Here is a 14,573-nt window from a genome sequence, read left to right as displayed (position 1 = left end):
CCGGAGCATGCCATGAACCGCCCGTCCTTCGTCGTCAGCCGCCGCCTCGTCCTGCAGGGCCTCGCCGCCTCGGCCGTCGCTGCCGCGCTTCCTGCCGTCGCGCGCGCCCAGGCGGGCGGCGATGCGGTGCTGTTCACCATCGCCGACCTGCATGCGCCCTATGCCCGCCTGCCCGCCCTGCTCGCGCGGCTGCGCGCCCTGCGCGCCGAAGCCGGGCGGCCGGCGGCGCTCCTGATCAACGGCGACGTCTTCGAGCGCGGCAACACGGTCTGCCTGAAGTCGAACGGGGCGGCCGACTGGGCCTTCCTCGAGGCGGTGGCGGCCGAGATGCCGGTGGTGCTCAACCTCGGCAACCACGAAACGGCCATCCTCGACGACATGGCGAGCTTCGTCGCCCGCGCCGACCGCGCCGGCGTGCAGGTGATCTCTAACCTCGTCGACAACCGCACCGGCCGCTTCTTCGCGCCCTTCGACGCCCGGCTCGGGCTCGGCGGCCTGGACGTCTCCGTTCTCGGTCTGGCGGCGACCAATCCCTTCGTCTACCGCAAGCCGGTGCGCGACACGCTGACATTCCTCGACACCGCCCGCTTCGTCGCCGATGCCCTGCCCGGTTCGAGCGCCGGCGCCGACGTCAGCGTCGTCATGAGCCATGCCGGCGTCAGCCCCGACAAGACCTTCCTCGCCACGCTCCCGGCCGGCAACATCGTCCAGGGCGGACACGACCATCTCGATCTCGCCATGACGCTCGACGGCCGCACCTATGTCCACGGCGCCAGTTGGGGCCGCAAGATCGGCATCGTCGAACTCGCGAAGGGCGCCGCCGCGACCTACCGCGCGGAAGAGGTCGCGCCGTCGGGCGGCGACGCGGCGCTCGCCGCGCTGATCGAGGCGATGAAGGCCGAGCACCTCACCGACGCCGACCGCGCCGTCGTCGCCGAATTGCCGCGCGCCTTCGACCTGCACGCGTCGATCCTCATTGCCACCGAGGCGCTGCGCCAGGCGACCGAGGCCGACGTCGCCATGCTCGGCCACACCACCTTCGGCGCGCCGCTCGCCGCCGGCCCGCTCTCTCGCTACGACTTCGACGCCTTCGTGCGCTTCGGCGGCGGCGTCAGCGTCGCCGCGATCACCGGCGCGCAGCTGTCGGCGATGCTCGCCCGCGCCAACCAGTTCATGGCCGAGACGCTCGACGGCATGACCGGCGACTACGTCCACGTCGCCGAAATCGACGTCGACCCGGCCAGGACCTATCGCCTCGCCGTCAACGACTGGACCGCCCAGAACCAGCAGGCCTATCTCGGCACCTCCGACCTCGCCTTCGAGAAGGTCGAGGGCCTGGAGCTCAAGGCGCTGATCGCGGAGCATCTCGCCGCGACGTTCTGAAGCGCGTCTCCCGCGACCGGCACCGGTGTCGGGAGACATGTACGAAAACCGGGACCCGAAGCGCGCGGAGCGGATCGGAAGGATCGCGCCACGCTTCGGGGCGATCGCACGTCCAAGGTTTCACCTCGGCGACAGGACGAGCGGGTTTAGCGCGACCGCTCACTCGCTCCACGTCGCGATGGCGACGCGGAAGGGCACGGCGCCGTGGCGCGCGAGATCGAGCGGATCCGCCCGGTTGCGGAGAAACCGGGTCGGACGCGCTTCGATGATCAGGTCCGCGGCCATACCGGCACTGATCGGCCCGCTGAAGGTGAGCCGGCAGGTCCCTCCCCGACCGGTGTGGTTTCGATAGCGCAGGAGTGCGACCAGCCGATTCCCGGACCTCAGTTCGAAGTCCACGCGGCGTCGTACCGGTGGAAGTTCGCAGTCGAGACCGAGCGAGAGCGCGAACGGACCGTTCGACGTGGGCAGCGGCGCCGGCTGCAGGGTGGCCTTCATCGCGGCAACGGCCGGTTTCGGGATCCGGGCCAGCCGGGAGCCGCGCCAGACCGGCATCGGCGGAACGACGCCCCGCCCGCTGGAACGGCTGCGCATCCTCTGCTGCTTGGCGATGCCACGCGCCAGCCAGACGGCCAGCCCGTATGACCCGCGAGGCTTCGCCTGCAGCAGTCCCGAAACGCGGGCGAGAAAGCCACTGCGATCCGCGAGCGTCCGGAGGTCGTCGAGGACGCCGGCCGGCACCGGAGAGCCGATCTCCTCTGCGAGGTAGGATAGGGCGACCATCGTCGGCACGGCGATCCTCCGGTGCTCAACGGTCTCCATCAGGTCCGTCCAGCTCATTCCGTCCTCGCGAAGGGCCGCATCGCAGTCGACGAGCCAGTCGCTGTGCGTGTGCGCATCCAGTCCGCCATGGGCGATCGCCATCGCGATCCGGTCCGACGCGGCGGGGACGAAGACGGAGACGCCGCCGAACGCGGTCCCGATCGCCCGCCGCCACAGGCCCTCCTCGTCGGCGGAACTCGCGTGAACCGGATGATAGGCCTGCTGATGCAGGTCGACGTCGCCGAACTCGCCCTTCTGGAAATTGAGCGACGGCAGCCATTGCAGGCGCCCGGCCAGCGCATCGGCGCTGCCGCCCGTGGCCGGTTCCCAGCCGAGGGCGCGCAGAATCGCGAAGCATTCGCTCATGTGGGCCGGGCGAACGAGGACGTCGATGTCATGCGAGACGCGGCCTTTCTGCAGGCGCGCGTCGAGCGCCACGCGGGCGGCCCCCTTTATCAGCATCGTCGGAACTGCGGCCTCACCGAAGGCGCGGAGCGCCGGCTCGGCCTCCCGCACGGCCAGTCTCGATCGCGACCACAGCATCTTCTGCAGTCCCACCAGGCGGGGATAGGCCGGATGATCGGCCAGCCGCCGGCCGAAGCGGTGAGAAATCGTCGCAAGCAGCCGATGTTCGCGGAAGCCGGCCGTCTCGATATCGTTGCGAACGAGCCAGTCCCGGGCGAGTTCGAGAGCCCGGTCCTCGGGAAGCAGCGCGGCCTTGAGCAGCCGGTCGAGGTCGGCCGAGGGCCAGGCCCATCCGTAGTCGGGGAAACGTCCGGACACCGCGCGCATGCCCTAGGATCCCGCCTTGGACGCTTTCTGGCGAAGGATCGCATTCCGGGCAGCGGTCAGATAGCCGCGGTTCCGCTCCGTGTTCGAAGCCACGTCGGAGAGGCTGCCGGTCCGGATCCGTCGGAAGGCGACGACATCGGACATCATCTCGAGGAGATGGGCCTGTTCCCGCGCGCGCTGGATCCAGTCGATCATGTCGCCGACCCGTCCAGGCAGGTCGACCATCGCGCCCACGCCGTGGAGAACGTCCCGGCGAATCGTCAGCGTGGTTCTCGTCCAGCCGGCGACGGCCGGGCCCAGCCCTTCCTCCGGAGTGCTCCGGAAGGTTCGCCAATGGCCGAACACGCCCGCCGCAGCCGGTGCCCCCGCCAGATGCGCCAACTGGAGTTCCATCTTTCCGGGAGCCCAGAGATCGTCGGCGTCGAGGAATGCGACGCATTCCGACCGGGCGTTGCGCCAGCCGGCGGTCGTGGCGGCGCCGGGACCCGTCCGGACCGTCTGCCGGATCGTCCTGAAAGGTATCCCGGCAGCGGTCGCAGCCTCCACGGTCCCATCCGTCGAAGCATCGTCGACGAGGATGATCTCCGTCGCAGGATATGTCTGGCCGGCCACGCTCAGCAGCGTTTCGGCAATCGTCGCCGCCGCGTTCCAGGCGGGGATCACGACGGAGTATCCGGCAGGTCGATGTGCCATCGCGATCAGATGCCCGCCGCCGTCAATGTCTGGGTCGTCCCGAAAATCGGCTGAAGGTCGGCAAGGGAAGGATCCCGGCGCCGGCGCTGCGCCGAGCGCGCCAGCGCCCGAAGGAAGCCTTTCCTCACCTCGTCCGTCCTGTTCGTGAGGCTCTCCGCATGCTGGCGGTAGTAGACGCCGATCGTATCGGGAAAGATCGCCTTGCGGCGCATCTCGAAGGCCCTGAAGAGGAAATCCGTGTCTTCGCCCTGGCTGAACGTTTCGTCGAATTCTCCGACCCGCCGGAGGAAGTCCATCCGGAAAATGCCGGCTCCCAGCTGGATTCCGCGCGACGTCTCCAGCACCGCTTCCGCGGACGGGCCGAGGGTGTCGTCGTCGAGCCGATCCACACGACAGACGCGCGCATAGAGGAACTCGGCCGAGCGGTCCTGCAGGAGCGGCATGTCGGCAGCGTAGCGCTCCGCCGGAGACATGTCGTCGGAATCGAGGAAGCTGACGTAGTCGGTATCGGGCGAAAGGCTGCGCAACGCGGTGTTGCGGGCCCGCGTGACACCCTGGTTCTCCTGAACGATCAACCGGATGCACGGGGCTTGCGCAGCCAGGCCGAGCACGACGTCACGAGAGCGATCGGTCGACCCATCGTCCACGACCACGATCTCCAGATCGGCAGCGCCGCGCTGCCTGAGAAGGGAACGGATAGCCGGCCCCACATGCTTCTCGCGGTTGTAGACGGGCATGAGGACGGCGAGCTTCATGCGCTCCCTCCCGCGATGAAGGCGCCGATCGTCCCCGCCACCTCCTTCGGGTCGGGTCCCAGGTCCAGATGGAAGACCGGCAGCCGCGCGACCAGGCGGCTGAAGAAGCGAAAGCCGCTCTCGCGCTCGCCGGGCATCTGGTAGACCGCGCTCGGCGCGAGTGCCAGCAGTGCCTCCGCACGGGTCGCCGGACGGATCGTCGTTCTCGGCGAACCGGTCCTCGGCAAGAGGACGGCTGCGACCTCGAGACCGTCCGCCGGCACGAGGGCTCCGATCTCGGAGGCCCGGAACTGCACCTTGCCCTGCCAGTTCAGGTTTCTCGGGCCGAGCAGACGGTCGAGTCCCAGACGTTCCATGCCCTTCGCATCCTGCTTCAGGGTCGAATAGACGGGATGAGCAGAGACGGCGTCCTGCGACATGTCGACGAGCACGTAATCGTCTCCGACGCTGCTCAGCCCGTTCAGAATGCCCGCCAGGACGGTCCCGGACTTGCCGGCGCCGCCGGCTCCGGCCAGAAGGACGCCGCGGCCGTCCAGGCCGAGACAGCCCGCATGCGTCATGCGGCGGCCCTGCGCTGCATACGCCCAATGCAGGAACGCGCGAAGCGGAGCGCCGGGTTCCCACGGCGGAAACGCCTCCGGCCCCTTCATGAGCTGGACGCCGCGATGCGCCTCGAGATCGTAGAACTGCCAGAACCGCAGATCGTGGAAGAGGCTGCCCTGGAGGCCCGCCTCGCCGAGGAGCTTCGATATCTCGTGCGGCTTGTACGGCTCCCTGCCCCAGGACGACGGAGCCGGCGCCTGCAGCGCCCCGGTATGGAGCACGCTGACCTCGACCTCCAGCCGGGATGCTCCCGGAAGCCCGTCGCCGGCGGCGAAGGCCGTCCGCGCCGCGTCGGCGAGCGGGCTGTCCGGGATGCGTATCCGCAGATCGATTCCCGGAAGCGAAACGTCGATCCGCTGCAGTTCGCACTCCTGCTCGCGAGAAGCGAACTCCAGAAGGCTCCGCCCGTACTGCGCCATCGTTGCGGGAGTGACAGGATCGAACCGGCGCTCTTGCAACAGCATCGGGAACGAATCAGGCGCGCTTGACTGCGGGCCAGCCCTCGGGCTCTTCCACGTCGTGGATCGGATCGGCCACGAAGAGATCGGCCATGTCGTCGAACACCGACACGTCCGGGGGCTCCTTCGCGCGCGAGACCTGGTCGGCGAGGGAAGCGGAGAGGGGAACGGGTGCCACCTCGGGACGGGGAACCAGCAGACCATAGTCGCAGATCGTGGCCAGAAAGGCCGGGATCTCGCCGCCGAACGACGATGTGGTGACCAGTTCCGCGGGCGCGACCCCCGCCATCAGGCTCTCCCAGACGGCGCTACCGCCATCCGAGAAGCTGTAGTACTTCCCGTTGCCCAGATCGACGACCACGACGTCGCCGTCGAAGGATTCGAAGGCAATATCCTGATTGGCCACCGCGTAGGGAACGCTCAGGTCATGCAGGTTCTGGAGGGGCGACATCGATTTTCACCTGGAGAGGATCGCGGTCCGGCCGTGTGCTGGCGACCTGATAGCGCGAAACATTCCCTTTAGCAATCGATGCAACTCTACCGGTTTTCGGCTAAGGCCATGCTCGATGATCGCATCAATTCTTGAGAAAAACCATCTGGACGAAATGCAATGGCATTCCATCATGTTCTGAAGCACGCCTTCCGGAAGCATGTTCGCGGCGACTATCCCTATGCCGCCGACGCTCCCGACGACGTCAGCCAGAGGATGATCTGGGCTTGCCCGGTCCGGTCATCATCCGACCTGCTCGTCTATACTGCCCACAACCCGATGGCACCTTTGGGCGCGGCCCAGCTGGTGGGCCGATACCTTGCAGGGCGCCGCGTCCTGTTCCTCCTCAAGCTCACCTGGTCCGCGCGCGCTCCGCACATCGTCCGCCGACTCGCGTCGATCGTGGACATCTACCGCCATCGGAGACCGGAACACGATTTTCTCGTGCTGTGCAACGAGCCCGAAGAAGTGGCCCTCATGTCGCGCGCGGGGCTGAAGACGGTCTTCTTCAATCACAACGCGCTCGTGGACGAGTTCGTGTTTCGGGAAGGCAGCCATCAGGAGAAGGACTTCACGGCGGTCTACAACGGCGCGATGATCCCGTGGAAGCGCCACGCACTCGCGGCTCTCGTCGACCGGTGTGCCTTCATCTACTATCGCAACAACGACGTCACCGCCGAGGAGGCGATCCGCTACCTCTTGTCGCTGAAGGCGCTGATGCCGCGCCACGCGTTCATCAACGAGGTGCGCGACGGCGAGATCGTCGCGATTTCCAGACAACGGGTCATGGAGATCCTTACCCGCTCGCGGGTCGGGCTCTGCCTATCGGCGGTCGAAGGCGCCATGTATGCCAGCATCGAGTACCTGCTGTGCGGTCTCCCGGTGGTCTCCACGGACTCCCTGGGCGGGCGCGATCAGTTTGCCGACGAAGCCTACTGGCTGACCGTGGACGACACCAGAGAGGCCGTCCGGGACGGGGTTGCCGAAATGGCCGGCCGGGCCTTTCCGGACGGCCTGATCCGCGAGCGGACACTGACGAAGATGCTTTCCTTCCGGAGCACCCTTCGCGACGCCGTCGCGGAGGTGACCGACGGGCGCATCGCGATGCCCGACGATCTTCACGACGTCGCCTACAGGCCGCCCCGCGCATACCTTTCCGGCCCGCAGCTTCGGCAGGTGCTCGCCGAAGGAGAGTAGCGGCGACGCCAGCGTCGCCTTCCTCCCCGGCCATGTCGCGCATCGGCGGCTCCGCGGCAGGCGTCGAGCAAGGGCGCACCCTGCCTCCCCGTCCGGGCCCCCGCAACGCCGGCTTGAAGCGGGTTTCTTGTGTGTAATGTTATAACGTTCTTGACGGGCGTTACAACATAACATACTCGGCCGTCAGGACCACCCGCACGAGGCCCCGACGATGACGGTCATGAATCATGCCGCCCGACTTCTGGCCGTCGCGATCGCCGCGACTGCTCTTCCGGCGCAGGCCGGCGAAAGGCTGGACGTGGTCGCGTCCTTCTCCATCATCGGCGACTTCGCCCGCGAGGTCGGCGGCGACCGCGTCGCAGTGACGACGCTGGTCGGCCCCGACAGCGACGCCCATGTCTACGAGCCGAGGCCTGCCGATGCGACGGCGCTCGCCCGCGCCGACGTCGTGCTGGTCAACGGCCTGATGTTCGAGGGCTTCATGCAGCGTCTGGTCGAGGCCAGCGGCACGGCGGCAGCCGTCGCCGTGCTCAGCGACGGCGCCGACATCCTCCACGATCCGAACGGCGGGCATTATCACTATTCCGGCGGCAAGGCCGTCTTCCATGCCGCGCCGGACGATCCGCATGCCTGGCAGTCGGTGGCCAACGCCAGGACCTATGTCGGCAACGTCGCGCGGGCCTTCTGTGCCGCCGACGCGGCCGGCTGTGCGAACTACATGTCCAACGCCGCCGCCTATGTCGAACGACTCGACGCGCTCGACCGCGAGATCCGGCAGGCGATCGAGGCCCTGCCGCAGGACCGGCGCGTGGCCGTCGTCGCCCACAACGCCTTCCGCTATTTCGAGCGCGACTTCGGCGTCGCCTTCCTGTCGCCGCAGGGCGTGTCGACCGAATCGGAGGCGTCCGCGGCCGACGTCGCCTCGCTGATCCGCGACATCAGGGAGAAACGCGCGGCCGCCGTCTTCGCCGAGAACATCGCCGATTCCCGCCTCGTCGAGCGGATCGCCGACGAGGCGGGGCTTTCGATCGGCGGCACCCTCTATTCCGACGCGCTGTCGCCGGCCGGCGGACCGGCCCCCGACTATGTCGGGATGATGCGCCACAACGTCCGCACCCTCGCCAGCACCCTCGCCGCCGACTGAACCGGCGGGGCACACCGACGCGAAGTTCGAATAGCCTTTGTCCTCATGGAGTTGAAGAAGATGATGAAACGATTGATTCCGGCGGCGTCCGCGCTGGCCATGGCCGCCGCGCTCGGCGGCGGCGCGGCGCTCGCCGACGAGGACGACGTGACCGCCTGGAGGCTGTTCGTGTCCGACCACGCCGCGCCCGTGGTGACGGTGATCGACGCGCTCGACGGCGACATACGCGACACGTTCACCGTCAAGGGACCGGCCTCGCTCTACCGGACGTCCAGCGGCGAGACGGTCTTCGCGGTGCAGGGGGCCGCGGGTGAAGTCGGCGCGATCCGCAGCGGCATCGCCTTCCACGACCATGGCGACCACGGCGACATCGACATCGAGGACGCCGAACTGCTGCCCGTGCGTCTCGAGGGCACCCGGCCGGCCCATTTCGTCGAGTTCCAGGGCATTGTGGCGCAATGGTTCGACGGCGAGGACACGGTCCGCGTCTTCAGCGAGAAGGCGGTGCTGGACGGGACGCTCGACCTGCGCACGGCAAACGTCGTGGCGCCGCATCACGGCGTCGCGGTGCCCTACCAGAACCACGTCGTCGTCACGATCCCGAACCCGCAGGACGCGTCCAGGCGGCCGATCGGCGCCCGCGTGGTCGATTTCGCCGGCAAGACGGTCGGCGAGGACGCCGCCTGCCCGGGCCTGCACGGCTCGGCCTCGTCGGGCAGCCTCTATGCGCTGGCCTGCGAGACGGGCCTGCTCCTGATCCGTCAGGACGGCGGGGTGCCGGTGATCGAGCACCTGCCCTACGGCTCGGCGCTGCCTGAGGGGAGTTCCTCGACGCTGATCGGCGGCAAGGGCCTGCAGTACTTCATCGGCAATTACGGCCCGGACCGTATCGTCGTGGTCGATCCGTCGGAAGGCGACGACGGCTTCAGGCTCGTCCAGCTGCCGACGCGCCGCGTCCATTTCGCCGTCGACCCGATCCGTGCGCGCTTCGCCTACGTCTTCACCGAGGACGGCCGGCTCCACAAGGTCGACGTCCTCGACGGCGCGATCGCCGGCTCGCTCGCGCTCACCGATCCCTATTCGATGGACGGCCACTGGAGCGATCCGCGCCCGCGCATCGCGGTCGCCGGCGACAGCATCGTCGTCACCGATCCGCTGGGCTCGAAGCTGCATCTGGTCAGCGCGGAGACCTTCGAAAAGACCGGCGAGATCGCCGTCGACGGCAAGCCCTTCAACGTCGTCGCCGTCGGCGGCACCGGCAAGGTGCACGAACACGACGAGGCCCATGCGCATGGCGGCGACAAGGCGCACGGCCACGACCATGCCCACGACGAGGCGGCCCGCCAGATCTACAAGGGCTACTTCGAGGACAGCCAGATCGAGGATCGCCCCCTGTCCGACTATGCCGGCGACTGGCAGTCGGTCTACCCCTACCTTCGGGACGGCACGCTCGACCCGGTCTGGGCGCACAAGGCCGAAAGTGGCGACCAGACGGCCGACCAGTGGAAGGCCTATTATGAGATCGGCTACAAGACCGATGTCGAGCGGATCACGATCGAAGGCGACGTCGTCACCTTCTACCGCGGTGGCGCACCGCTCGCGGGCCACTATGCTTATGACGGCCGCGAGGTCCTGACCTACAAGAAGGGCAATCGCGGCGTCCGCTTCATCTTCCGGAAGGTCGAGGGCGACCCCGCCGCCCCGCAGTTCATCCAGTTCAGCGACCACAGGATCGCGCCGGCCACCGCCGACCACTACCACCTCTACTGGGGCGACGACCGCGCCGCGCTCCTGGAGGAGGTCACGAACTGGCCGACCTACTATCCCTCGTCGCTCGATGCCGAGGCGATCGTGCACGAGATGCTCGCGCACTGACCGACCGCATCGACCCGCACTGCCTTCCGCCCGGCCGCTTCAGGCCGGGCGCCCTCTCCCCACCTCCGAACATCCGCCCGATCCAGAGGTTCGCCATGCCCGAAACGGCCAAGCCCTCCAACCGTCTCCCCGTCACCGTCCTGTCCGGCTTCCTCGGGGCCGGCAAGACGACGCTGCTCAACCACGTCCTCAACAACCGCGAGGGCCGCCGCGTCGCGGTCATCGTCAACGACATGAGCGAGGTCAACATCGACGCCGCGCTCGTGCGCGACGGCGGCGCCAACCTGTCGCGCACCGACGAGCAGCTGGTCGAGATGACCAACGGCTGCATCTGCTGCACGCTGCGCGACGATCTCCTGAAGGAAGTCCGCCGGCTGTCGCACGAAGGCCGCTTCGACTATCTGCTGATCGAGGGCACCGGCATCGCCGAGCCGCTGCCGGTCGCCACCACCTTCGACTTCCGCGACGAGAACGGCGACAGCCTGTCCGACGTCGCCCGGCTGGACACGATGGTCACCGTCGTCGACGCCGCCAACCTGCTGAAGGACTATTCCTCGCATGATTTCCTGCGCGACCGCGGCGAGGGCGACGACCGCGCGCTGGTCGACCTCCTGGTCGAGCAGATCGAGTTCGCCGACGTGGTCGTGCTGAACAAGGTCTCCGACACGCCCGCGGCCGATCTCGACCTCGCCCGCAAGATCATCCGCGCGCTCAACCCCGACGCCGAGCTCGTCGAGACCGATTTCGGCCGGGCGCCGCTCGACAAGGTGCTCGACACCGGCCGCTTCGACTTCGAGAAGGCCTCGCAGCATCCGCTCTGGTTCAAGGAGCTGAACGGCTTTGCGGACCACGTGCCGGAAACGGAGGAATACGGCATCCGCTCCTTCGTCTATCGCGAACGGCGGCCGTTCCATCCGATGCGGCTGAAGGCCTTCATCGAACGCTCCTGGCCGGGCGTGGTGCGCGCCAAGGGCTTCTTCTGGCTGGCGACGCGGCCGCATTACGTCGGCGAGATCAGCCAGGCCGGCGCCCTGATCCGGACCGGAAAGCGCGGCTTGTGGTGGTCTTCGGTCCCCCGGCACCAGTGGCCGGACCATCCGGAATGGCGCGCGACGATGAAATCCTGGCTCGATCCGGTCTGGGGCGACCGGCGCCAGGAGATCGTCTTCATCGGCTGCGACCCGATGAACGAGGCGCAGATCCGCGCCGAGCTCGATGCCTGCCTCGTGCCGGAGACCGACTTCATGCCCGGCCGCTGGCGCGATCTCGCCGATCCCTTCCCGAGCTGGGAACGCCAGGCGGCGTGAGCCGCGCCGGTCGCCGTCACCCTCTCCTCGAACCGGCGCCCCCGCATCGCTGGGGGGGCGCTTCTCTTTCTGGTTGGCGGCGGTCGATCCCGGCGATAGCCGGCCGCCACGGAGGCTGCGTCACATCGCGGGCAGGATGGCGATGTCGCGCAGCATGTCCGGGGCGCCGGTGATGTCGCCCGTCTTCGTCGCGGTGCCGGTCGCGACGTCGATCGTGTAGAGCACGCCGCCGGCCGCCAGCCAGGCGGTGTTGGTGCCGTCGGCGGTCGTCTGCACGTCCATCGCCACCCTGTCGGCCGCCGGAATGCCCAGGCTGCCGATCGTCTTCAGCACGCCGTCGTTCGGCTTGACCTGCTGGATGAAGGTGCCGGCCGCGTCGACGTCGTACATCGCCGTCTTCTCGGGCTTGCCGTAGGAATTGATGTAGGCGGTCGCGATCACCTTCGGCTCGCGCTCGGCGTTCGGATCACCGGCCTCGAAGGCCAGCTTGCCGTCCTCGGTCACCTCGCCGGTGTCGACGTTGGCGCGCAAGTTGGTGCCGTCCGAGCCCATCAGGCGCAGCCGGTCGGCCATCGGGTTGAAGTCGATGCTGGCCGTCACGCCCTCCGGCAGGTTGATGGCGAGCTTGGCGCCGGCCGTCGCCGCGCCCGTCGCCGTGTCGATGGTCACGATGGTCCCATCCTTGGTGACGCCGTAGAGCTTGCCGTCCGACGGCCGCAGGTCGATGCCCTGCAGCATCTCGACGCCCTCGACCTCGACGGTCCTGGAAATCTCCGGCTTGTCGGTGTCGAACCACACCAGCGTCCTGTCGCCGGTGAGGCCGATGGCGGGCGCGGCCGCGGCGGCGCCCGTCAGCGCGGCCAGGGCGGCGGAGGCGGCGAGGCTGCGGATGATCGAGGAAGAGGTCATGGCATGTCTCCTGTTGCATCGAATTCCGGCAGGCGGTCCTTCCGTCGGCCGGCGGTTACGGGGCCCTTACCCGCCGGACGTGGCTCCGGATGCAGCGCGACGAAATTTTTCGTCCGGGCTTGCATCGGCGGCCGGCATCCCGTGTGTAAGGAGACGAACAGGAGCGGCAGGACGGGCATGGCGCCGACCGACGGCATCGAGGACGACTGCGAGCGGCTGCTGGCACGGGTGGCCGGCGGCGACCGTGCGGCACTCGGCCGGCTCTTCGCCGCCGAGGCCGGACGGCTGATCGCCATCGCGCGGCGCATCGTGCGGCGGCGCGAGGTCGCCGAGGAGATCGTCCAGGACGCGTTCGTGGCGGTCTGGCGGCGGGCGGCGAGCTTCGATCCGGCGCGCGGCGCCGGCCGCGCCTGGCTGACCGCGATCGTGCGCAACCGTGCCCTCAACGCGGTGCGCGACGGCTCGCGGCTGGATTTCGCCGACGAGGCGCAGCTCGCCCTCTTCGCCGACCGCGGCGCCGACGCCCATGCCGCCTACGACGCCCTGTCGGACGGCGACGCGCTGCGCCGCTGCCTGTCGGCGCTGGAGCCGCGGCGGCGCGAATCGATCCTGCTCGCCTATGTCGTCGGCTGGACCCATGGCGAGATCGCGGCCCGGCTCGACGCGCCGGTCGGCACCGTCAAGGCGTGGATCCGGCGCGGCGTCATCGCGCTGCAGGAGTGCCTGTCATGAGCGCCCGGGACGATCGCATGGCCCGCGCGGGCGACTACGTGCTCGGCCTGATGGACGAGGCGGAGCGGCTGCGCGCCGAGGCGGACATGGCCACCGACGCCGAGTTCCGCGCCGCCGTCGACAGCCTCGCCGCCCGCATGGCGACGCTCGACGACACCGCCGGCCGCGATCCGGTTCCGGAGGGGATGTGGGCCGCCGTCGAGGCCCGGCTGGGCGAAGCGGACGCCGATGCTGCACCCGCGTCAACTTTGGCCGTCGACTCCCCGCCCCCCGTCCCGGTCGTCGATCTCGCCGCGCGCCGGCGGCAGTCGACCTGGCGTCCCGCCCTGATGGCCGCCGGCATCGCGGCGGCCCTTGGCATCGGCTACCTCGCGGGCACGACGCTGTCGCCGCGGCCGCAGCCGGTCGTCGTCGTCGTGCTCGACACGCCGGACGCCGTGCCGGGCGCGATCTTCGAGGCCTTCGCCGACGACACCGTGCGCATCGTGCCGCTCAGGGATTTCGCGGTCCCCGAAGGCAAGACGCTGCAGGTCTGGACGCTCTACGACCCGGCCGTGGGCCCGGTCTCGCTCGGCACCCTGCCACGCGCGACGCCCGCCGTCCTGCGCGGACCCGACCAGCCGCTGCCGAAGGCCGACCAGCTCTACGAGATCACGCTCGAGCCCGCCCCCGGCTCGCCCACCGGCAAGCCCACCGGCCCGATCCTGGTCAAGGGCTTCGCCACGCGCCTGCCGGACTGAGAGACGGGGACAGTTTACCGATATCCGCGAACCCATCGCCCCCCAAGCGAACCGTCCCGCGATATCGGTAAACTGTCCCCGCCCTCCGCCCCCCCAGGGACAGTTTACCGATATCCGCGCATCCTTCGCCCCGCAAGCGGACCGTCCGCCGATATCGGTAAACTGTCCCCGGCCCCGCCCCGTCCCTCAGAACGGCAGCCGGGCGTTCTCCTTCACCTCCTTCATGACGAAGAAGGTGCGGGTCTGGCGTACGCCGGGCAGCGCGATCAGCTTCTGGCCGTGCAGCTTGTTGAAATCGGCCATGTCGCGGACGCGGATCTTCAGCAGATAGTCGAAGTCGCCGGCCACGAGGTTGCAGTCGAGCACCTCCTTCAGTTCCAGCGCCGCGCCTTCGAAGGCGGCGAAGCTCTCCGGCGTCGAGCGGTCGAGCACCACCCCCACCATCACCAGCGCGCCGAGCCCGACGGCACCCGGCGCCACCTCGGCGCGCACGCCGGTGATGAAACCCTCGTCGAACAGGCGCTGCGTGCGCCGGTGGCAGGTCGCCGGGCTGACGTTCACCTTGGCGGCGAGGTCGGCATTGGAGAGCCGGCCCTCGGCCTGGAGGGCGCGCAGGATGCGCAGGTCGACGCGGTCGAGAACGGTCATGGAAGAACCTTTCGTCATCCAGCGC

General features: G+C 68.9%; 14 protein-coding genes and 1 pseudogene. 8 read left to right on the top strand and 7 right to left on the bottom strand.

What is annotated here, in order from left to right; all coding sequences use genetic code 11:
• Positions 1–12: 12 nt before the first annotated feature.
• Positions 13–1,383 (top strand): metallophosphoesterase, encoded by a 1,371-nt coding sequence (locus IAI54_RS02715; RefSeq protein ID WP_187970894.1) that lies wholly within the window; start codon positions 13–15, stop codon positions 1,381–1,383.
• A gap of 159 nt (positions 1,384–1,542) precedes the next feature.
• Here IAI54_RS02715 and IAI54_RS02710 read toward each other — a convergent pair whose 3' ends face one another.
• The 5 genes from IAI54_RS02710 to IAI54_RS02690 are packed head-to-tail and all read right to left on the bottom strand — an operon-like array spanning position 1,543 to position 5,957.
• On the bottom strand, positions 1,543–2,997 hold the full coding sequence (locus IAI54_RS02710) for a nucleotidyltransferase family protein (protein ID WP_187970893.1): 1,455 nt from the start codon (positions 2,995–2,997) through the stop codon (positions 1,543–1,545).
• A 3-nt stretch (positions 2,998–3,000) separates the two neighbouring features.
• Positions 3,001–3,660: a glycosyltransferase family 2 protein gene (locus IAI54_RS02705; RefSeq protein ID WP_235679232.1), complete on the bottom strand. Its 660-nt coding sequence runs from the start codon at positions 3,658–3,660 to the stop codon at positions 3,001–3,003.
• A gap of 35 nt (positions 3,661–3,695) precedes the next feature.
• On the bottom strand, positions 3,696–4,445 hold the full coding sequence (locus tag IAI54_RS02700; protein ID WP_187970891.1) for a glycosyltransferase family 2 protein: 750 nt from the start codon (positions 4,443–4,445) through the stop codon (positions 3,696–3,698).
• Positions 4,442–5,512 carry a serine kinase gene (locus tag IAI54_RS02695; RefSeq protein ID WP_187970890.1) on the bottom strand — a complete coding sequence of 357 codons (1,071 nt, stop codon included), beginning with the start codon at positions 5,510–5,512 and terminating at the stop codon, positions 4,442–4,444. Before IAI54_RS02695 ends, IAI54_RS02700 begins: the two co-directional genes overlap by 4 nt.
• A gap of 10 nt (positions 5,513–5,522) precedes the next feature.
• Positions 5,523–5,957 (bottom strand): PqqD family protein, encoded by a 435-nt coding sequence (locus tag IAI54_RS02690; protein ID WP_187970889.1) that lies wholly within the window; start codon positions 5,955–5,957, stop codon positions 5,523–5,525.
• Between the two features lie 159 nt (positions 5,958–6,116).
• On the opposite strand from IAI54_RS02690, the gene IAI54_RS02685 reads away from it, so the two are divergent.
• The 5 genes and pseudogenes from IAI54_RS02685 (at position 6,117) to zigA (ending at position 11,519) form a co-directional block, all read left to right on the top strand.
• Entirely contained in the window at positions 6,117–7,193 is a 1,077-nt protein-coding gene (locus IAI54_RS02685; RefSeq protein ID WP_187970888.1) for a glycosyltransferase family protein, read from the top strand.
• 211 nt (positions 7,194–7,404) lie between these two features.
• Positions 7,405–8,337 carry a zinc ABC transporter substrate-binding protein AztC gene (gene aztC, locus IAI54_RS02680; RefSeq protein WP_187970887.1) on the top strand — a complete coding sequence of 311 codons (933 nt, stop codon included), beginning with the start codon at positions 7,405–7,407 and terminating at the stop codon, positions 8,335–8,337.
• Between the two features lie 45 nt (positions 8,338–8,382).
• Positions 8,383–9,531: pseudogene (aztD, locus tag IAI54_RS02675) on the top strand (zinc metallochaperone AztD); the annotation flags it as partial.
• A gap of 69 nt (positions 9,532–9,600) precedes the next feature.
• Entirely contained in the window at positions 9,601–10,212 is a 612-nt protein-coding gene (locus tag IAI54_RS29195) for a ZinT family metal-binding protein (protein WP_420838290.1), read from the top strand.
• A gap of 95 nt (positions 10,213–10,307) precedes the next feature.
• Positions 10,308–11,519: a zinc metallochaperone GTPase ZigA gene (gene zigA, locus IAI54_RS02670; RefSeq protein ID WP_187970886.1), complete on the top strand. Its 1,212-nt coding sequence runs from the start codon at positions 10,308–10,310 to the stop codon at positions 11,517–11,519.
• Positions 11,520–11,639: 120 nt separating this feature from the next.
• Here the strand turns inward: zigA and IAI54_RS02665 are convergent, their stop codons facing one another.
• Positions 11,640–12,428: a DUF4394 domain-containing protein gene (locus IAI54_RS02665; protein ID WP_187970885.1), complete on the bottom strand. Its 789-nt coding sequence runs from the start codon at positions 12,426–12,428 to the stop codon at positions 11,640–11,642.
• A gap of 177 nt (positions 12,429–12,605) precedes the next feature.
• Here IAI54_RS02665 and IAI54_RS02660 point away from each other — a divergent pair, with 177 nt between their 5' ends.
• Complete coding sequence (locus IAI54_RS02660) at positions 12,606–13,160, top strand: sigma-70 family RNA polymerase sigma factor (RefSeq protein WP_187970884.1); 555 nt, start codon at positions 12,606–12,608, stop codon at positions 13,158–13,160.
• Positions 13,157–13,900: an anti-sigma factor gene (locus tag IAI54_RS02655; RefSeq protein ID WP_187970883.1), complete on the top strand. Its 744-nt coding sequence runs from the start codon at positions 13,157–13,159 to the stop codon at positions 13,898–13,900. The genes IAI54_RS02660 and IAI54_RS02655 overlap by 4 nt, the downstream gene beginning before the upstream one ends.
• A 186-nt stretch (positions 13,901–14,086) precedes the next feature.
• Here IAI54_RS02655 and IAI54_RS02650 read toward each other — a convergent pair whose 3' ends face one another.
• The gene (locus IAI54_RS02650) at positions 14,087–14,548 is read right to left on the bottom strand and encodes an Lrp/AsnC family transcriptional regulator (RefSeq protein WP_187970882.1); all 462 of its coding nucleotides are present in this window, start codon (positions 14,546–14,548) and stop codon (positions 14,087–14,089) included.
• Between the last annotated feature and the right edge of the window lie 25 nt (positions 14,549–14,573).

It is taken from the genome of Aquibium microcysteis, from assembly GCF_014495845.1.
GTDB lineage: Bacteria > Pseudomonadota > Alphaproteobacteria > Rhizobiales > Rhizobiaceae > Aquibium > Aquibium microcysteis.
The sequence above is the reverse complement of the archived record's forward strand: the minus strand, read 5'-3'. Positions and strand labels throughout refer to the sequence as shown.